Source organism: Paraburkholderia nodosa DSM 21604 (genome assembly GCF_000519185.1).
Lineage (GTDB): Bacteria > Pseudomonadota > Gammaproteobacteria > Burkholderiales > Burkholderiaceae > Paraburkholderia > Paraburkholderia nodosa.
In genome coordinates, this window is sequence record NZ_JAFA01000005.1 from 30,505 (window position 1) to 48,200 (window position 17,696).

Consider the following 17,696-nt stretch of genomic DNA (forward strand, 5'->3'; position numbering starts at 1 on the left):
GAAGAAGCTTAACAACGAAGCAAGCCCCGGTGACGCTGCAATGCCGGAGATAAGTGAGCGGCATGATGCCGCTTAAGCGGAAGAACGGCGCAAGAAAGGCCCAAAGCCGGATCAATCGAACGAAGCCATCTCGCACACGCGCTGCGCGATCGCGAGCGAAGCCGTGAGCCCCGGCGATTCGATGCCGAACAGGTTCACGAGGCCGCGCACGCCGTGCGACGCCGCGCCCTGGATCATGAAGTCGGCGGCAGGCTCGCCCGGCCCGGAGAGCTTCGGGCGGATGCCCGCGTAGGCCGGCTGCAGCGCGCCGTCGGGCAGCGCGGGCCAGTAGGTGCGGATCTGCGCGTAGAAGGAATCGGCGCGGCGGGGATCGACGTCGTAATCGACCGCATCGATCCATTCGACGTCGGGGCCGAAGCGCGCCTGGCCGCCCAGATCGAGCGTGAGATGCACGCCGAGGCCCGCGTCGTTGGGCATCGGGTAGATGAGACGCGAGAACGGCACGCGACCCGACACGCTGAAGTAATTGCCGCGCGCCAGATAGAACGGCGGCACGTGGCGCGCGTCGAGCCCGCGAATGCGCCTGGCGAGCTTCGTCGCATAGAGGCCCGCGCTATTGATGACGCAGGCGGCGCGGAGGTCGATCGGCGCGCCGCCGCCCGTTCGCACCGTGAAGCCGCTGCCTTGCGCATCGATCGACTCGACCGGCGACTTCAGCGCGATCACGGCGCCGTCGCGCTCGGCGTCGCCTTGCAGCGCGAGCATGAGCTGATGGCTGTCGACGATGCCGGTTTGCGGCGAGTACACGGCCGCGACGCATTCGAGCGCCGGTTCGAGCGCGAGCGCCTCGCTGCCGCTGATGCGCGTGAGGTCGAACACGCCGTTTTCCTTGCCGCGCGCGCGAATCGCCTCGAGTTGCGGAATCTGGTTCGCCGCCGTCGCGACGAGCAGCTTGCCGCAGCGCGCGTGCGTGACGTTGCGCGACGCGCAGTACTCGTAGAGCATTTCGCGCCCGCGCACGCACAACGTGGCCTTGAGCGAGCCGCGCGGGTAGTAGAGCCCGGCGTGAATGACCTCGCTATTGCGCGAACTGGTGCTGGTGCCGATGGCCTCGGCGGCTTCGAGCACGATCACCTCGCGCCCGCGCGCGGCAAGCGCCCGCGCTATGGCGAGGCCGACCACGCCCGCACCGATCACCACGCATTCGATCTGGTCCATGTCCCTGCGTCCCGCCTTCGCAGCGCCGGCAGGCAAGCCAGCCGCACCGCGATCCTCTCTGCCATGGGGTCGGCAGCGCATCTGGCGCGCTGCCGCATGACAAAAATTGTACGCCGCCCGGCGGGGAGGCTACGCCAGACTCTCGCAAGGAAAGCGCGGAAGGGAACAAAGCAGGGGTGTCGCCGCGCTGCGCGTCCCGCTTTTCAAGCGAGGCACGCACCCGCCAAAGCGTCAGTTGGCGACGTTGCGAGCGTGGAAGAAGCCCGTGACCTGCTCGCGAGGCGCGGTATAGCCACCCATCGCGTATTGCTGCGGATAAGCCGGCGAATTCGGGTCCAGACTCAGTTCGCCGTGAGCACGGGCGCTGGCCAGCTCGGCCTTCACTTCGGCGCGCGTTTTCGGGGCGTTCGTGGCGACCGCCGCGACGGGAAGCGATTGAACCGCCGGCGTCGCCGTATCGCCGCCAGCGAACGCGGGCGCAGTAACAAAGGCGGTGGCGGCGCTGACCAGCAGGGCGGCAAGCGTAACGGACTGCTTCATGGCGATGCTCCTTCAAGGCGGTACCCGGCAAGCTTTGCAACCCATGCTGGCCAGCCGGCGGAATCCAGACAACGTGTCGGACACGTCGAAGCCAGTGTAAACACGGGCTATCGAAAAACCATCCCGATAAGCAACAAGTCAGCGTTGCAGCCACGACAACAATTCGCTTCAAATCAGCCCAATTGATTTATGGTTGTTGCGCTTCAATAACCAATCATTCGGCGCGCGATGGTTGAAGCGCCCCTGCCGCGTCCCCATGTTTCATGAACCGCTGCGGTCCGGCGTTTGCGAACCCGGTATAGGATCGATGGTCAGAACGTACCCGCCCCGCCGTAGCGTCGCCGACACTGTCGCCTCGCGCGGCGCCGTGCACGGAGCCACCCATATGAAGTTGTGGAAACATTGCCTTGCCCTGCTGCTCTGCGCCGCCCTCGGGGGAACGAGCGTGTGCGCGCTGGCGCAGGGAACCGCGCAGCCGGCTTATACGACGCCTTCGGAACCCCCCATCCTGCCGGGCACGCAAGCGCCGACGGAGCCCCCGCCACCGCCGCCTCCCCCGCCCGCGACCTCACGCGCCGTGACGCCCCCGCCCCCGGCGCCGCCCACTGCGCCCGCCGGGACCGCTGTGGCGCCCGCGACGGCGCCTGTCACCCAGGGCGCTGTCCAGTGGGAGCTGCAGGTCATGCGCGACGGCCAGCAAATCGACGCGTTCAATGGCACGACCTCGATCGGCCAGGCGCACACGGACACGCATCACAAGGTCGTCTCGCACAGCGTGGGCTGCAAGGATCAGCCGGCAGGCAGCATCGATCTGTCGCGCACGATCACCGTTTCGCCGCTGCAGGTGCGCGCGAACCTGGTCGTCCTGTCGGTCGAGGCGCAGGAAACGCTCGAAAACGACGCCGCGCCGACTACGCCCGAAGGCTGCCGGCTACCGCCGCAGCCGCGCCAGGTGAATGCGAGCCATCCGGGCCTGATCGTGCCCGACGGGCAGTGGGTGACCTGGCAGATCGTCGACCAGAACCCCTCGCTTGCGTACCGGGTGCGCGCGACGCTCGCGCCGCCGTCCGCACAGTGACCGCATCGATCCAACACACGACCCGGCGTGACCCAATCCGTTAGAAAAAACGCATGCGAAATCCCGAACAACCGCTCATCGACACCTCACTGAACAAAGACTTCGTCGCCGTGAGCTGGAATCTGCACAAGGGCCGCTCGCCGCTGGGCTTCGAGGCCTGGGAGGCCATGCGGCGCTGGGTGCAGTCCACCCATGCCGACGCGTGGTTTCTGCAGGAAGCGATGGCTCGCCGCTTGCCGCAACCAGTGCTCGCCTCGGCCTTCGGCGCGCAGCTGGGCGACCCGCTCGACGACGTCTGGCACTGCCAGGCCACCGAAATCGCCACCGCGCTCGAATTGCAGATCGCCCTCGGACCCAATGTGTTCAAGCCTTCATGGCGGCACGGCAATGCGATTCTCTCGCCGCATCCGCTCGATCTGGGCGGACGCTGGGACATCTCCGCGCACCGCTTCGAGCGGCGCGGGCTGCTCGTTGCGCGCGCAAACGTCGCCGGGCAGTCTGTCACGCTGCTGTGCGCGCACCTTGCGCTCACGCGCAGCGCGCGGCTGCGGCAGATGAACTGGATCGCGCACTGGATCGTGAAGGAAGCGCCGCAGGGGCCACTCGTGCTGGCGGGCGACTTCAACGACTGGCGCAACGACTCCGTGCCGCTCTTCGCGGAGCACGGGCTGCAGGAAGTCGCGACGCTGCTCGGCGAGCCGGCGCGCACCTTTCCGGCCTTCTCGCCGGCGCTCGCGCTCGACAAGATGTTCGTGCGGGGCCTCAAGCCCGTCGAGCTGATCCAGCCCGCGCAGGAGACCGCCTGGCTCTCCGATCACCTGCCGTACATGGCGCGCCTGCGGCTCGAAGACTGACGCGCCGGGCAGCGGCGCGTGGGTCACCCGAAGCATCCGAGCGACACTCACCGGCCACCGGCGCACGCAAGCCCGCGCTAATATGTCGCGTCGCGCGCGCCGCGTGTTTCGTCAGGTGTCCTCAGATGCATTACCTCGCCACGTTGCTGCAGATCGTTGTCGTCTATCTGTTTGCCCTCATCAGCCCCGGCCCGAACTTCTTCATGGTCACGCAGCTTTCGCTTGCCGGCCGGCGCGGCCTGGGTGTCGCTTCGGCGGCAGGCGTGGGCGTCGGCTCGACACTCTGGGCGGCGCTCGCCATGCTCGGCTTCGCCGCCGTGCTTCAGCACATCGGCTGGCTTTACAACGGCGTACGCGTGGCGGGCGCGCTCTACCTCGTCTGGTTCGGGCTCAAGCTGCTGCGCTCCGGCGTGCGCCGCGAGCTGGCCGCCGCGGCGCAGGCCGCGGTCGCACCGCTGCCTGCCGCCGACCGGCGCACGTGGCTGCGCACCTGGCGCGCGGGACTCATCACCTGCCTGACGAACCCGAAGTCGTGCGTATTCTGGACCAGCGTGTTCGCGGCCGTGTTTCCGGCGCATCCGCCGCTCTGGTTCTATGGCGTCGCGCTCGCCACGGTCGCCACGATGTCGTTCGGCTGGCATTGCAGCCTGGCTTTCCTGTTCGCCGACGACCGCACCCAGCGCGGCTACCGCCGCCTGCGCCGCCCGATCGACGCGTTTTGCGGCGCCGCGCTGATCGGGCTCGGCGTGAAGCTCGCGGCCGACCGCTAGGGCGCGCTGATGCGCCTCGCGCGCCGCGGCGCACCGTCGCACCACCGTTGCAGCGTCGAAAATGGCGCCATTGCGCGCGCATTGGCGCCTAAAAGCCGCGCCGAAACTGCCCCGTCAGCAGGGTCAATGCTGCGGGCTGTCAGACCTTCCGGTATCATTTAGCCGAAAATTCGCACACGCCGATCGCGTTTTTGCAATCTGGCGCGTGTCGCCAGCGGCAGGAGAACCCGCTCTCGCGGGTCCTGGCAAGGTCCGCTCCGGCCCGCGAGGCCGGGCGAAGTTTGACCCGCCCTTTTGCCGTCGCCAGCAGACCCCGCCGTTGCGTGTTGCGCCCGCGCGCGGTTGCCAGCACACCGCCGCAGCGAGCCACCCTCCCTTGCCGCGCAGGGGGACCCAACCCGGTCCAGGCAGATCGACAAGCAGGATCGACCGGGTCCTTGCGGCTCGAGCGCGGTAAAATGGCGGATTGCGCCTCGTTCGCAGCGGGGCGAACTGGCAAAACAACAGGGACTTGCCTGCCGTGGCGTAAAGCCTGGCCGCCGGGTCCCGGGCATATCGTCAAAGCTACGCTGTACTGGACAGCAGGCCGGCAGGATCGCCGCAGTCAGGCGGCGCTTGTTTCGCACTTCAGGAACCATGAGCAAATTCACCGAAGAAACCGTTCTGAGCGTCCATCACTGGACCGACACGCTTTTCAGCTTCACCTGCACGCGCGACCAGGCCCTGCGATTCGACAACGGCCAGTTCACCATGGTCGGCCTCGAAGTGGACGGCAAGCCGCTGATGCGCGCGTACTCGCTCGCGAGCGCCAACTACGAAGAGCATCTGGAATTTCTCAGCATCAAGGTGCCGGACGGCCCGCTCACGTCGCGCCTGCAGCACCTGAAGATCGGCGACAAGGTGCTGATCGGCAAGAAGCCCGTCGGCACGCTGGTGGCCGACAACCTGCTGCCCGGCAAGGTGCTGTGGCTGCTCTCGACCGGCACGGGCCTCGCGCCGTTCATGTCGATCATCAAGGACCCGGACATCTACGACCGCTTCGACAAGATCGTGCTCACCCACACCTGCCGTTTCGTCGACGAACTCGCGTACAAGGACTTCATCACCGAAGAACTGCGCGAGCATGAATACCTCGGCGAGATCGTGCGCGAGAAGCTGGTGTACTACCCGACCGTCACGCGCGAAGTGTTCGACAACCGTGGCCGGATCACCGAGCTGATCGACACGAAGAAGCTGTTCGGAGACCTCGATCTGCCGTCGTTCTCGCCCGAGCGCGACCGCATCATGCTCTGCGGCAGCACGCATATGCTGCGCGACACCGTCGAACTGCTCGAAAAGGCCGGCCTCACGGAAGGCAGCAACAACCAGCCGGGTCACTACGTGGTGGAAAAGGCGTTCGTCGGTTAAGCGCCCGCGCAAAGTCGCTCGCGACTCGAAGAACCGGAGCCCGGCGCTCCGGTTTTTTTTCGCCTGCGGAATTTTATTTGGCCCTTTATTTTGTCGTTGACGCAGTTACAGTTGTCACACAAATGAGATACCTTTCCTGTCAGTATTTTTCCTACATGACAAGGACGCGCGACCTCATGCTACACCTGAAGTTTGTCCGCTAACCCTTGTCCAGCCTGAAGTTTTTCTTTTTTTAAGATATTATCGCAGCGCAACATTGGACACACTGATACGTGTCCAGGGGCAGAGCCAGGTTGTTACTGGTTGTAAATTTCGTTACGCTGCGCCGTGCTGTTCACCGTCACGCCGGGGAGGCCAAATCCCGACGGACGTCTGACAGCAGGAACCGGTTCCTGAACGGGGGAATGATGGATACGTCGAGATACGCCGCGCCGAACGCGCGCACGCCCGTCGGCGATGCGCCGCGCGCCGCTCATGGCGTCGACGGCCTCGCCTTCCTCGCATGGTCCACTGCCGCCGACGAGGCGGCCACGGTGGCCGCGCTCGAAGACCTCGACCGCGCGCATCGTCAGATTGCCGCGCCTGCGCGCGGCGCACGCCGGCGTGGGAGCCGGGCGCTTGCCCACGGCAGCGCCGCCCAGTCCATTCACGCCGACGAAGCCGCCCGCCACCGGCTCGCGCGCGATCTGCACGACAGCGTGGGCGCGGAACTCGCCGCCACGCACTTCGCGCTCGCCAACGTCCACACCTGGCTGCCCGCCAACGCGCCGCCGCAATGCGCCGAGGCGCTCGCGCTCGTCGCCCGCTCGCTCGAAGCCGCCACCGGCGCGATGCGCCAGGTGCTCGACGGCCTGCATGCGCCGCACCTCGACGCGGGCCTGGCGCCCGCGCTCTCGTGCTGGGTGCGCAGCTTCGCGGCGCGCACGGGCCTCGCCGCCCGCGTGGCCGGCGCCAGCGACGACGCGCGCCTCGCCCGCCTGCCCGCCGAGGCCGCGCTCGCGGTGTTCCGCGTCGCCCAGGAAGCGCTCGCCAACGTGGCGCGCCACGCGCAAGCCACGTGCGCCGAGGTGCGGCTCGAAAGCACGGCGCGCCACCTCACGCTCACCGTCGCCGACGACGGCATCGGCCTCGCGCGCGTCGCAACCCGCACGCGCCGCAGCCTGCCGTGCGCTCACGGCGACGACAACGCCGACAAGCTTGAGAGCCGCTCCGGCCACTACGGCCTCGCCGGCATGCGCGAGCGCTGCACCGCCTTCGGCGGCTCGCTGCGCGCCGTCAAGGGCGGCATCGCGCGCGCGCATCACGACGACGCCCAGCAGGAGGCCGCTCCGCGCGGCACGACCGTGCGAGCGCGCTTCGCGTGGGACGCGCTGCTCGCCGTCTCCCAATCCGCCTCGCCCCTCCTCAACAAAGAAGGCGCCCGCTCATGACCCATCGCATCCTGCTCGTCGACGACCACGCCGTCGTGCGCCAGGGCGTTCGCCAGTTGCTGCTCGACCGCGGCATTGCCGCCGAGGTGATCGAGGCGCAAACGGGCGCCGAGGCGCTCGCGGCGATCGCGAAGCATGTGTGCGACGTGGTCCTGCTCGACATCTCGCTGCCGGACATGAACGGCGTGGAGGTGCTCAAGCGCGCCAAGAAAAAGGCGCCGCGCGTGCCGGTGCTGATGTTCTCGATGTATCGCGAGGATCAATACGCGGTGCGTGCGCTGAAGGCGGGTGCAGCCGGCTATCTCTCGAAGACGGTGGACGCCGCGCAGATGATCGCCGCGATCCAGCAGGTCGCCGCGGGCCGCAAGTACGTGAGCCCGGCCATGGCCGAAGCGCTCGCCGACTACGTGCTGGTGGACGGCGAGCAACTGCCGCACGAAAAGCTCTCCGACCGCGAATACCAGACGCTGTGCATGCTCGCCTCGGGCAAGCGTCTCACCGACATCGCGCACGCGCTCTCGCTTTCGGTGAAGACGGTGAGCGTCTACCGCACGCGCCTGCTCGAAAAGATGAAGCTCACCAACAACGCCGAGCTGACCTTCTATGTGATGAGCAACCGGCTCGTCGACCTCTCGCCTACCGTCAGCGCCTGAGAATCCGGCGCCCCCTGCGGCATCCAGGCGGCCTTCTCGCCACAACCCGTTGATCCGGAAATGAATTTCGCGGTTTGCGCAGGTCCCGGCAAGGATCGCGCTCGGGCGTCGCGGATTGCGGCGGAATCGTCCGCGTCAAACGAGCGTTTCCGACCCTGCTCGACCGGTCTCGCGCACGACTTCCGCTAAAATTAAGGGTTTCCCCCAAAGACATCCGGCACGCGAAGCCGGCGCAGGCGGGCGTGGGTCAACCACGGCTCCAGTTCCTCGCCTTCGCGCGTTTTACGTGGAGTTCCCCGCCAAATGTCCCTCTTTCGCAAGAAGAACGTCGAGCACATGTTGCAGGCGAGCGCCCAGGGCGCCGGCCTGAAAAAAGCACTCGGCGCGCTCGACCTCACCTTTCTCGGCATCGGCGCGATCATCGGCACCGGCATTTTCGTGCTGACCGGCACGGGTGCCGTGCAGGCCGGCCCGGCGCTCATGGTCTCGTTCCTGATCGCGGCCGTGGCCTGCTGCTTCGCCGCGCTCGCGTATGCCGAGTTCGCCTCGACCATTCCCGTGGCCGGTTCGATCTACACCTATTCGTATGCGACGCTCGGCGAGCTGGCCGCGTGGGTGATCGGCTGGGACCTGATGCTCGAGTACGGGCTCGCCACCTCCGCGGTCTCGGTGGGCTGGTCGGGCTACCTGCAGTCGCTGCTTTCCGGCTTCGGCCTCACGCTGCCCGCCGCGCTCTCGGCCGCGCCCGGCGCCGTGCCCGGCGTGCACACGCTCTTCAATCTGCCCGCTTTCCTCGTGATGATGGCGATCACGGGGCTGCTTTCCGTGGGCGTGCGCGAATCCACCCGCATCAACAACATCATGGTGGCGATCAAGGTGACCGTGGTGCTGCTCGTGATCGCCGTAGGCGTGTTTCACGTCACCCCCGCGAACTGGCATCCGTTCATGCCCAACGGCTGGCGCGGCGTGTTCGGCGCCGCGGCCGTGATGTTCTTCGCGTTCATCGGCTTCGACTCGGTGTCGTCCGCCGCCGAGGAAGTGAAGAACCCCAAGCGCGACCTGCCCATCGGCATCATCGCCTCGCTCGCCGTGTGCGCGGTGCTCTACGTCGCCGTGGCGGCGGTCGTGACCGGCATCGTGCCCTCGCCGCGCTTCGCCCATGTCGGCCACCCGGTTTCGTTCGCGCTGCAGGCGGTGGGCGAAAACTGGGTCGCGGGCTTCATCGATCTGGGCGCCGTGCTCGGCATGCTCACCGTGATCCTCGTGATGAGCTACGGCCAGACCCGCATCATCTACGCGATGTCGCGCGACGGCCTCTTGCCCGCCAAACTCTCGAAGGTGCATCCGCGCTTCGCCACGCCGTTCTTCACGACCTGGCTCGTCGGCGTTTTCTTTGGCCTGATCGGCGCGCTCGTGCCGCTGAACGTGCTCGCCGAGCTGATCAACATCGGCACGCTCGCCGCCTTCTCGATGGTGTCGATCGCCGTGCTCGTATTGCGCAAGACGCACCCGCACCTGCCGCGCGCGTTCCGCTGCCCGGGCGTGCCCGTGGTGCCGATTCTCGCGGTGGGTTCGTGTCTGTTCCTCATGATCAACCTCCAGCCGCTCACGTGGATCGCGTTCCTGGTCTGGACCGGGTTCGGCCTCATCGTCTACTTCGGCTATTCGCGCCGCCATTCGCGTCTCGCGCATGCACCGCACGAGCGAGTGCATCACGACTGATGCGCGCGTGATCTTCGCGGCGCTTCGATTCCGCCTGGATCGCCTTTGATCGCTGCACTGCAACGCAACGGCCCGCCCCGAGTCATCGAGGCGGGCCGTTTTTTTCACGTGCTGCAAGCATTCTGGAGGGTAAAACCCCGCGCAGCGAAATTCGGCAAATTGTGCTTTACTGTCCGGGCGTCACCCCCAGGCTTCACTGAACAGCAAGGCACCAGCCGGACCCAGATTCCGCTCCACCCGCATTCGTTCGATCCGCCCGAAGCGCCCCGCGTGGTTTGCGTGGCGCCGTGCGTTGCGCGCGCAAAGAGGCGCAACGCGTTAGACGGGCGAGTTTTCCTGCGGGCGGTTATGGCGGTCGATTCAGTGTGAAAAAGCGGGCCCAGGCAGGTCTCTATCCCATCATCTGGTATGGGACCGGAGCCACACGCAGCGCCGTGCTCCGGTCGACATTGGAGACAATCAATGGCGATCAGTATTAGCCTCACGGTCAACGGCGCGCCCGTGACCGCCGAGGTCGAACCTCACACGCTCCTCGTCCAGTTCCTGCGCGAACAGCAGCGTCTCACCGGCACGCACGTCGGCTGCGACACCGCACAATGCGGGGCCTGCACCGTCCACCTGAACGGCCGCGCGATCAAGTCGTGCAACCAGCTCGCGGTGCAGTGCGACGGCATGGAGGTGACGACGATCGAAGGCCTCGCGAAGAATGGCGAGCTGCATCCCATGCAGGCCGCGTTCCGCGAATGCCACGGCCTGCAATGCGGTTTCTGCACGCCCGGCATGGTGATGTGCGCGACTGCGCTCGCCGCGGCCAAGCCCGACCTCACCGAAGCGGACGTGCGCGAAGGGCTCGACGGCAACTTCTGCCGCTGTACGGGCTATCACAACATCGTGAAGGCCGTGGTCGCGGGCGCGCAGGCAATGCGCGCCGGCGCCCCCGCTGCCGTCACGACGGCGTGACTCGGGAGGCCACCATGAACGCACCCGAACCCAATCGCATGATCGGCGCGCCCGTCAAGCGCAAGGAAGACTACCGCTTCCTCACCGGCGTGGGCCAGTACACCGACGACGTCGTGCTGCCCGCACAGACCTACGCCGTGTTCGTGCGCTCGCCACACGCCCATGCGCGCATCAAGCGCATCGACATCGACGCCGCGAAGGCCTCGCCCGGCGTCGTGGCGGTCTTCACCGGCGCGGACCTCGCGGCGGAAAACGTGGGCGGCCTGCCATGCGGCTGGCTCATCCACAGCATCGACGGCACGCCCATGAACGAGCCGCCGCATCCCGTGATCGCGCACGAGAAAGCGCGTCACGTGGGCGACCAGGTCGCGCTCGTGATCGCCGATTCAGTCAAGGCCGCGAAGGATGCCGCCGAACGGATCGAGGTCGATTACGAAGAGCTGCCCGCCGCCGTCGACACGGCGCACGCCGCCGACGCCGGCCAGCCGCTCGTGCACGACGGCGTGCCTAACAACACCTGCTACACGTGGGGCCACGGCGACAAGGCCGCGACCGACGCCGCCTTCGCGCAGGCCGCGCACGTGACGACACTCGACATCGTCAACAACCGGCTCATCCCGAACGCCATCGAGCCGCGCGCCGTGAACGCGAGCTACTCGCAGCACGACGACAGCTACACCGTGTACGTGGCGAACCAGAACCCGCACGTCGAGCGCCTGCTGATGGCCGCGTTCGTGCTCGGGTTGCCGGAAACGAAGCTGCGCATCGTCGCACCCGACGTGGGCGGCGGCTTCGGCTCGAAGATCTTTCTGTATGCCGAGGATGTCGCGCTCACGTGGGCCGCGAAGAAAATCCGCCGCCCGGTGAAGTGGACCGCCGAACGATCGGAGTCCTTCATTTCCGATGCGCACGGCCGCGACCATGTGACCAAAGCCGAACTCGCGCTCGACAAGGACGGCAAGTTCCTCGCCATGCGCGTGCACACCACGGCGAACATGGGCGCGTATCTCTCGACGTTCGCCTCGAGCGTGCCGACCATCCTCTACGCCACGCTGCTCGCGGGCCAGTACACCACGCCCGCGATCTACGCCGAGGTGAAGGCCGTGTTCACGAACACGGTGCCCGTGGACGCGTACCGCGGCGCGGGACGCCCGGAAGCGACCTACGTGGTCGAGCGTCTGGTGGAAACGGCCGCGCGCGAGATGAACCTCGACCCGGCCGAAATCCGCCGCCGCAACTTCATCACGAGCTTCCCGTATGCCACGCCCGTTGGCCTCACCTACGACACCGGCGACTACGAAGCGTGCCTCGGGCGCGCGCTGGAACTCGCCGACGTACAGGGCTTCGCCACGCGTCGCGACGCATCGAAGGCGCAAGGAAAACTGCGCGGCCTCGGCTACTCGTGCTACATCGAGGCGTGCGGGCTCGCGCCGTCGAACATCGCCGGTGCGCTCGGCGCGCGCGCGGGCCTCTTCGAAGCCGGCGAGGTCCGCGTGAACCCGACCGGTTCCGTCACCGTGTTCACGGGCTCGCACAGCCACGGCCAGGGCCACGAGACGACCTTCGCGCAGGTCGTGGCCGATCGCCTGGGCGTGCCGATCGAACAGGTCGAGATCGTGCACGGCGACACGGGCCGCATTCCGTTCGGCATGGGCACCTATGGCTCGCGCTCGATCTCGGTGGGCGGCTCGGCCATCATGAAGGCGCTCGACAAGATCGAGGCGAAAGCGAAGAAGATCGCCGCGCACATGCTCGAAGCGGGCGTGGAGGACATCGAGTTCGCCGACGGCGTATTCCGCGTGGCGGGCACCGACCGCACGAAGACCTTCGCTGAAATCTCGCTCGCCGCGTACGTGCCGCACAACTATCCGCTGGAGACGCTGGAACCGGGCCTCGACGAAAGCGCGTTCTACGATCCGACCAACTTCACCTATCCGTCGGGCGCGTATCTCTGCGAAGTCGAAGTCGATCCCGAGACGGGCGAGACGCGCATCGAACGCTTCACCGCGGTGGACGATTTCGGCAACGTCATCAATCCGATGATCGTCGAAGGCCAGGTGCATGGGGGTCTCGGCCAGGGCATCGGCCAGGCGATGCTCGAACAGTGCGTGTACGACAACGAGAGTGGCCAGCTGCTCTCGGGCTCTTACATGGACTATGCGATGCCGCACGCGTCGGATGTGCCTTCGTTCACGGTGGAAACCGCGAAAGGCACGCCGTGCACGCACAATCCGCTCGGCGTGAAGGGCTGCGGCGAAGCCGGTGCGATCGGCTCGCCGCCCGCCGTCATCAACGCGATTCTGGACGCACTTGGCTCCCTGGGCGTGAAGGACCTGCAGATGCCGGCCACGCCGCATCGTGTATGGCAAGCGATCCAGGCCGCGCAGGCCCCTTCACAACCTTGAGCGGAGGCGCTCCATGTACGCATTCGACTATCAGCGCGCGAGCGACGCGCAAGGCGCCGTGAAAGCGCTCGCGGCCGACGCCGACGCCAAATTCCTGGGCGGCGGCCAGAGCCTGCTCGCGGCGATGAAGCTGCGGCTCGCCCAGCCCACCACGCTCGTGGACGTCACGCGCATTCCCGAGCTGAAAGCCGTGCAGGTGGACGGCAAGGTGGTGAAGGTGGGCGCGGCCGTGTGCCATGCCGACGTCGCCGAAAACGCGCAGATCCGCAGCACGCTGCCGGCGCTCGCGGACCTCGCGGGCATGATCGGCGACCGCCAGGTGCGCGCGCTCGGCACGCTCGGCGGCTCGCTCGCGAACGACGATCCGGCCGCCGACTATCCGGCAGCGGTGCTCGCGCTGAACGCGACGGTCGTGACGGACCGGCGGCGCATCGCAGCGGACGACTTCTTCCTCGGCATGTACGAAACGGCGCTGGCGCCCGACGAGCTGATCGTGTCCGTCGAATTCCAGGTGCCCGAACGCGCGGCCTACGAGAAGTTTCGCAATCCGGCCTCGCACTTCGCGCTCGCGGCCGTGTTCGTCGCGAAGTACGCCGGTGAGCTGCGTGTGGCGGTCACGGGCGCCGGGCCTTCGGTATTTCGCGCGGGCGCGCTGGAAAGCGCACTGAAGACGAACTTCGCGCCGGAAGCCGCACGCGCGGTGAAGATCCCCGCCGACGACCTCAACACCGACCTGCACGCAAGCGCGGCATACCGCGCGCACCTCATACCGGTGCTCGCGGCGCGCGCGGTGGCGAAGGCCAACGGCTAGGCTGTCCCGAGGGCGAGCGCTTCCCGGTGGACGTGGGAGCGCTCGCCGCCTTTGATTCGCGTTGACAGAAGCCCGAATGCAATCCGCCTCGATCGACGACACCCTCGCACAACTCGAAGCGCGCGGCTATTTCGCGAGCCGCGAACTCGCCACGGCGCTCTTTCTTGCGCTGCGCATGGAACGCCCGCTGTTTCTCGAAGGCGAGCCGGGCGTGGGCAAGACCGAACTCGCGAAGGCCGCAGCGGCGATGCTCGGTACGACGGTCTTGCGCCTGCAATGCTACGAAGGACTCGATACGGCGAGCGCGCTGTACGAGTGGGACTATCCGCGCCAGATCATGGCGCTGCGACTTGCCGAAGCCGCCGGCGAAAAGCCCCGCAACGACACGCTCTATCGCGACGAATTTCTGCTCAAGCGCCCGCTGCTCCAGGCGCTGCAACCCGACCCACACAACCCGGGCGCGCGCCGCGTGCTGCTGATCGACGAAATCGACCGCGCCGACGAACCGTTCGAAGCCTTCCTGCTCGAACTCCTTTCGGACTTCCAGGTATCGATTCCCGAATACGGCACTGTGCGCGCGAGTACGCCGCCGCTCGTCGTGATCACGTCGAATCGCACGCGCGAAGTGCACGACGCGCTCAAGCGGCGCTGTCTCTATCAATGGCTCGGCTATCCGGACCGCGCGCGCGAACTCGCGATCGTGGCCACGCGCGCGCCTGAAACCGCGCCCGAATTGCAGCAGCGCGCCGTGGCGTTCGTGCACCAGTTGCGCACGATGGACCTCTTCAAGGCGCCCGGCATTGCGGAAACGATCGACTGGTGCCGCGCGCTGAGCGCACTCGCCGTGACGGAACTCGATCCGCAGTCGGTGCAGGACACGCTAGGCGTGCTGCTGAAGTACCAGGACGACCTCGCGCAGCTCGACGCGCAACGCATCGCGCAAACGCTCGCGCTCGCGGAGTGAGCACGATGCCCTCCGCCTCATCGCTCGAAACCCGCACGACACCGCCCGCCGCCATGCCCACGCTCGCGCCCGTGTTCGCGCGCAACGTCGTGCATTTCGTGCGCGTGCTGCGCGGCGCAGGCCTGCCGCTGTCGCCTTCACGCGCCGTCGACGCGATCGAAGCGCTGCGCCACATCGACCTCGGCCGCCGCGACGACGTGCATGCGGCGCTCGCCGCGCTCCTCACGAGTGCGCCCGACGAGCGCGAGATCTTCGACGCCGCCTTCGCGCTCTTCTGGCGCGATCCGGATTTCGAGGGCAAGCTGCGCGCGCTCCTGCTGCCGAAGGTGCAAGGCGGCGTGCCGCCGCCGCGCCGCAACAACCGCCTCGCCGACGCGCTCGCGGCACGTCCTGCCCATCGCCCCGGCGCGAAGCCACCGCCCTCGCACGAAGAACACGAGTTGCGCGCACACGCCACGTTCAGCGCCGAAGAACGCCTGCGCCAGCGCGACTTCGACACGCTCACCGCCGACGAATGGCGCGCGCTGCGCCACCTGATCCGCGCGCGCCGCCTGCCGCTCGCCACCGTTCGCACGCGGCGCCTGAAGGCGTCGTCGCGCGGCACCCACGCCGATCTGCGCGCGAGCGCGCGCCACGCGGTGCGGGCGGGCGGCGACTGGACCGTGTGGAAATATCGCGCGCCCGTGGAGCGCAAGCTGCCGCTCGTGCTGCTGCTCGACATTTCCGGCTCGATGAGCAGCTACTCGCGCGCGGTGCTCTACTTCTGCCACGCGTTGCTGCAGTCGCGCGAACGCCTGCAGGTATTCCTGTTCGGCACGCGTTTGACGCACGCCACGCGCGCGCTGCGCGAACGCGACCCCGACGTCGCGCTCGCCCAGCTCGCCACCCAGGTCGCGGACTGGTCGGGCGGCACGCGCATCGGCGCCACGCTCGCGGAATTCAACCGCCGCTGGGCGCGCCGCATGCTCGGCGGCCGCGCGACGGTGCTCATCGTCACCGATGGGCTCGATCACGATGCATGCAGCCTGCTCGGCGAGGAGATGGCGCGTTTGCACCGCTTCGCGCATCGCGTGGTCTGGCTCAATCCGCTCTTGCGTTACCGCGATTTCGCGCCCAAGGCGCGCGGCGTGCAGGCGATGCTGCCCCACGTCGACGCGCACTACCCCGTCCACAATCTCGACAGCCTCGAAGCGTTCGCGCGCAGCCTGTGCGAAGCCACGCCGATTGGGCATGCGCCTCGAACGGCACCTCATCCGGCAAAACCAGCACGCGCATCGCACACGTCGCAGGAGCGCCCGGCACAAGGAGAAACACGATGGAGCTGACCGAAAGCCACACGCTGCCGGTGCCGCAACAGCGCGCCTGGGAAGCGCTCAACGACACGGCGATCCTCAAGGCGTGCATACCGGGCTGCGAAAGCATCGAAGCCGACGGCGAGAACGCCTACGCCGTCGCGCTGACCGCCGCGGTAGGCCCGGTGAAGGCGCGCTTCAAGGGCCGCATGCAGCTCGCCGATATCGACGCACCGAACAGCTACACGATCGTCTTCGAGGGTCAGGGCGGCGCAGCGGGCTTCGGCAAGGGCGACGCGCACGTGAAGCTCGAATCTGCCGGTGACGAGTCGACCACGCTCACTTACACCGCGAACGCCCAGGTGGGCGGCAAGCTTGCGCAGATCGGCTCGCGGCTCGTGGACGGCGCGGCGCGCAAGATCGCCGGCGAGTTTTTCAAGCGTTTCGGGGAACAGCTGGGCGGCGGGGCACAGCAAAATACCGACGAAGCGGCGGCACTTGCCGCCAGCGACGCAGAAGCCCAGCCGCAAGGCGAAGGCGCAGAGGAAACACCGAAGAGGAAACGATCATGGACAGCGTGGATCTCGAAGTCCTGAAATCCGGCGTGCACTGGCTCGACGCAGGGCACCGCGCGCTGCTGGTGACGGTGGTGAAAACGTGGGGCTCGTCGCCGCGCCCCGAAGGCGCGATGCTCGTGGTGCGCGACGACGGCCTCGTGGTCGGCTCCGTTTCGGGCGGCTGCATCGAGGACGATCTGATCGACCGCGTGCGCCGCGAAGGCGTGACGATCGCCAGGCCCGAAGCCGTGAAGTACGGCATCACGGCGGAAGAGGCGCATCGTTTCGGACTGCCATGCGGCGGCACGATCCAGCTCGTGCTCGAACCGCTCTCCGAAGCCTCGGGCATTCGCGAACTGCTCGAAACCGTCGAGCGCGGCGAACTCGTTGCGCGCACACTCGACATGGCGACCGGGCGCGCCACGCTCGGCCCCGCGAAAGCGACCGATGGCGTGGACTTCGACGACGCGCGCCTGCTCACGATCCACGGGCCGCGCTACCGCATGCTGGTGATCGGCGCGGGACAGCTCTCGCGCTATCTCTGCCAGATCGCGGTGGGGCTCGATTACCAGGTGACCGTGTGCGACCCGCGCGAGGAATACACCGACACCTGGGACGTGGCCGGCACGGCGCTCGTACGCACCATGCCCGACGACACGGTGCTCGATATGAAGCTCGACGAACGCTGCGCCGTGATCGCGCTCACGCACGACCCGAAGCTCGACGACCTCGCGCTGATGGAAGCGCTCAAGACGCCCGCGTTTTACGTGGGCGCGCTGGGCTCGCGGCGCAACAACGCGGCGCGGCGCGAGCGGCTCAAGGAGTTCGACCTGAGCGAAGCGGAACTCGCGCGGCTGCATGGGCCGGTGGGCATTTACATCGGCAGCCGCACGCCGCCGGAAATCGCCGTGTCGATCCTCGCGGAAGTCACGGCGGCGAAGAACGGCGTCTCGCTGCCGACCATTCTCCAGGTGGAAGGCGCAAAAGCCGCGCGCGAACAGGCGGCAGGAGCGGGATCGACGTGCGATGTGTGAA

16 protein-coding genes are annotated in these 17,696 nt (G+C 67.5%); 14 read left to right on the forward strand and 2 right to left on the reverse strand.

Annotation, left to right across the window (positions count from 1 at the left end):
- Nucleotides 1-111: 111 nt before the first annotated feature.
- Together A3CW_RS0108390 and A3CW_RS45665 are read right to left on the reverse strand one after the other, a co-directional pair.
- Entirely contained in the window at nt 112-1,218 is a 1,107-nt protein-coding gene (locus tag A3CW_RS0108390; RefSeq protein WP_028203158.1) for an NAD(P)/FAD-dependent oxidoreductase, read from the reverse strand.
- Between the two features lie 231 nt (nt 1,219-1,449).
- On the reverse strand, nt 1,450-1,758 hold the full coding sequence (locus A3CW_RS45665; RefSeq protein ID WP_051481326.1) for a DUF4148 domain-containing protein: 309 nt from the start codon (nt 1,756-1,758) through the stop codon (nt 1,450-1,452).
- A 625-nt stretch (nt 1,759-2,383) separates the two neighbouring features.
- Here A3CW_RS45665 and A3CW_RS45670 point away from each other — a divergent pair.
- The 14 genes from A3CW_RS45670 (at nt 2,384) to A3CW_RS0108465 (ending at nt 17,695) form a co-directional block, all read left to right on the forward strand.
- Nucleotides 2,384-2,836, forward strand: a complete 453-nt coding sequence (locus A3CW_RS45670) for a hypothetical protein (protein WP_407669729.1) — start codon at nt 2,384-2,386, stop codon at nt 2,834-2,836.
- Nucleotides 2,837-2,889: 53 nt separating this feature from the next.
- Nucleotides 2,890-3,690 (forward strand): endonuclease/exonuclease/phosphatase family protein, encoded by an 801-nt coding sequence (locus A3CW_RS0108405; RefSeq protein ID WP_028203160.1) that lies wholly within the window; start codon nt 2,890-2,892, stop codon nt 3,688-3,690.
- A 125-nt stretch (nt 3,691-3,815) separates the two neighbouring features.
- Complete coding sequence (locus A3CW_RS0108410; protein ID WP_028203161.1) at nt 3,816-4,460, forward strand: LysE family translocator; 645 nt, start codon at nt 3,816-3,818, stop codon at nt 4,458-4,460.
- 636 nt (nt 4,461-5,096) lie between these two features.
- On the forward strand, nt 5,097-5,867 hold the full coding sequence (locus A3CW_RS0108415) for a ferredoxin--NADP reductase (RefSeq protein ID WP_028203162.1): 771 nt from the start codon (nt 5,097-5,099) through the stop codon (nt 5,865-5,867).
- 407 nt (nt 5,868-6,274) lie between these two features.
- Nucleotides 6,275-7,297, forward strand: a complete 1,023-nt coding sequence (locus A3CW_RS45675; protein WP_081771584.1) for a sensor histidine kinase — start codon at nt 6,275-6,277, stop codon at nt 7,295-7,297.
- Nucleotides 7,294-7,950 carry a response regulator transcription factor RqpR gene (rqpR, locus tag A3CW_RS0108425; protein ID WP_028203163.1) on the forward strand — a complete coding sequence of 219 codons (657 nt, stop codon included), beginning with the start codon at nt 7,294-7,296 and terminating at the stop codon, nt 7,948-7,950. The genes A3CW_RS45675 and rqpR overlap by 4 nt, the downstream gene beginning before the upstream one ends.
- Nucleotides 7,951-8,253: 303 nt before the next feature.
- Complete coding sequence (locus tag A3CW_RS0108430; RefSeq protein WP_028203164.1) at nt 8,254-9,672, forward strand: amino acid permease; 1,419 nt, start codon at nt 8,254-8,256, stop codon at nt 9,670-9,672.
- Nucleotides 9,673-10,134: 462 nt separating this feature from the next.
- The gene (locus A3CW_RS0108435) at nt 10,135-10,632 is read left to right on the forward strand and encodes a (2Fe-2S)-binding protein (protein ID WP_028203165.1); all 498 of its coding nucleotides are present in this window, start codon (nt 10,135-10,137) and stop codon (nt 10,630-10,632) included.
- 14 nt (nt 10,633-10,646) lie between these two features.
- The gene (locus A3CW_RS0108440) at nt 10,647-13,037 is read left to right on the forward strand and encodes a xanthine dehydrogenase family protein molybdopterin-binding subunit (RefSeq protein ID WP_028203166.1); all 2,391 of its coding nucleotides are present in this window, start codon (nt 10,647-10,649) and stop codon (nt 13,035-13,037) included.
- Between the two features lie 13 nt (nt 13,038-13,050).
- Nucleotides 13,051-13,848, forward strand: a complete 798-nt coding sequence (locus tag A3CW_RS0108445; RefSeq protein ID WP_028203167.1) for an FAD binding domain-containing protein — start codon at nt 13,051-13,053, stop codon at nt 13,846-13,848.
- Nucleotides 13,849-13,924: 76 nt separating this feature from the next.
- Nucleotides 13,925-14,812 (forward strand): AAA family ATPase, encoded by an 888-nt coding sequence (locus A3CW_RS0108450; protein WP_028203168.1) that lies wholly within the window; start codon nt 13,925-13,927, stop codon nt 14,810-14,812.
- A gap of 53 nt (nt 14,813-14,865) precedes the next feature.
- Nucleotides 14,866-16,137 (forward strand): vWA domain-containing protein, encoded by a 1,272-nt coding sequence (locus A3CW_RS45680; protein WP_081771585.1) that lies wholly within the window; start codon nt 14,866-14,868, stop codon nt 16,135-16,137.
- Entirely contained in the window at nt 16,128-16,700 is a 573-nt protein-coding gene (locus tag A3CW_RS0108460) for a CoxG family protein (RefSeq protein ID WP_028203169.1), read from the forward strand. The genes A3CW_RS45680 and A3CW_RS0108460 overlap by 10 nt, the downstream gene beginning before the upstream one ends.
- On the forward strand, nt 16,673-17,695 hold the full coding sequence (locus A3CW_RS0108465; RefSeq protein WP_028203170.1) for an XdhC family protein: 1,023 nt from the start codon (nt 16,673-16,675) through the stop codon (nt 17,693-17,695). Before A3CW_RS0108460 ends, A3CW_RS0108465 begins: the two co-directional genes overlap by 28 nt.
- Nucleotide 17,696: the final 1 nt, after the last annotated feature.

Bases quoted from the DNA above. Each gene is read 5' to 3' on its own strand.
- A3CW_RS0108390 (WP_028203158.1), bottom strand. From the start codon at position 1,218: ATGGACCAGATCGAATGCGTGGTGATCGGTGCGGGCGTGGTCGGCCTC.
- A3CW_RS45665 (WP_051481326.1), bottom strand. From the start codon at position 1,758: ATGAAGCAGTCCGTTACGCTTGCCGCCCTGCTGGTCAGCGCCGCCACC.
- A3CW_RS0108405 (WP_028203160.1), top strand. From the start codon at position 2,890: ATGCGAAATCCCGAACAACCGCTCATCGACACCTCACTGAACAAAGAC.
- A3CW_RS0108410 (WP_028203161.1), top strand. From the start codon at position 3,816: ATGCATTACCTCGCCACGTTGCTGCAGATCGTTGTCGTCTATCTGTTT.
- A3CW_RS0108415 (WP_028203162.1), top strand. From the start codon at position 5,097: ATGAGCAAATTCACCGAAGAAACCGTTCTGAGCGTCCATCACTGGACC.
- A3CW_RS45675 (WP_081771584.1), top strand. From the start codon at position 6,275: ATGGATACGTCGAGATACGCCGCGCCGAACGCGCGCACGCCCGTCGGC.
- rqpR (WP_028203163.1), top strand. From the start codon at position 7,294: ATGACCCATCGCATCCTGCTCGTCGACGACCACGCCGTCGTGCGCCAG.
- A3CW_RS0108430 (WP_028203164.1), top strand. From the start codon at position 8,254: ATGTCCCTCTTTCGCAAGAAGAACGTCGAGCACATGTTGCAGGCGAGC.
- A3CW_RS0108435 (WP_028203165.1), top strand. From the start codon at position 10,135: ATGGCGATCAGTATTAGCCTCACGGTCAACGGCGCGCCCGTGACCGCC.
- A3CW_RS0108440 (WP_028203166.1), top strand. From the start codon at position 10,647: ATGAACGCACCCGAACCCAATCGCATGATCGGCGCGCCCGTCAAGCGC.
- A3CW_RS0108445 (WP_028203167.1), top strand. From the start codon at position 13,051: ATGTACGCATTCGACTATCAGCGCGCGAGCGACGCGCAAGGCGCCGTG.
- A3CW_RS0108450 (WP_028203168.1), top strand. From the start codon at position 13,925: ATGCAATCCGCCTCGATCGACGACACCCTCGCACAACTCGAAGCGCGC.
- A3CW_RS45680 (WP_081771585.1), top strand. From the start codon at position 14,866: ATGCCCACGCTCGCGCCCGTGTTCGCGCGCAACGTCGTGCATTTCGTG.
- A3CW_RS0108460 (WP_028203169.1), top strand. From the start codon at position 16,128: ATGGAGCTGACCGAAAGCCACACGCTGCCGGTGCCGCAACAGCGCGCC.
- A3CW_RS0108465 (WP_028203170.1), top strand. From the start codon at position 16,673: ATGGACAGCGTGGATCTCGAAGTCCTGAAATCCGGCGTGCACTGGCTC.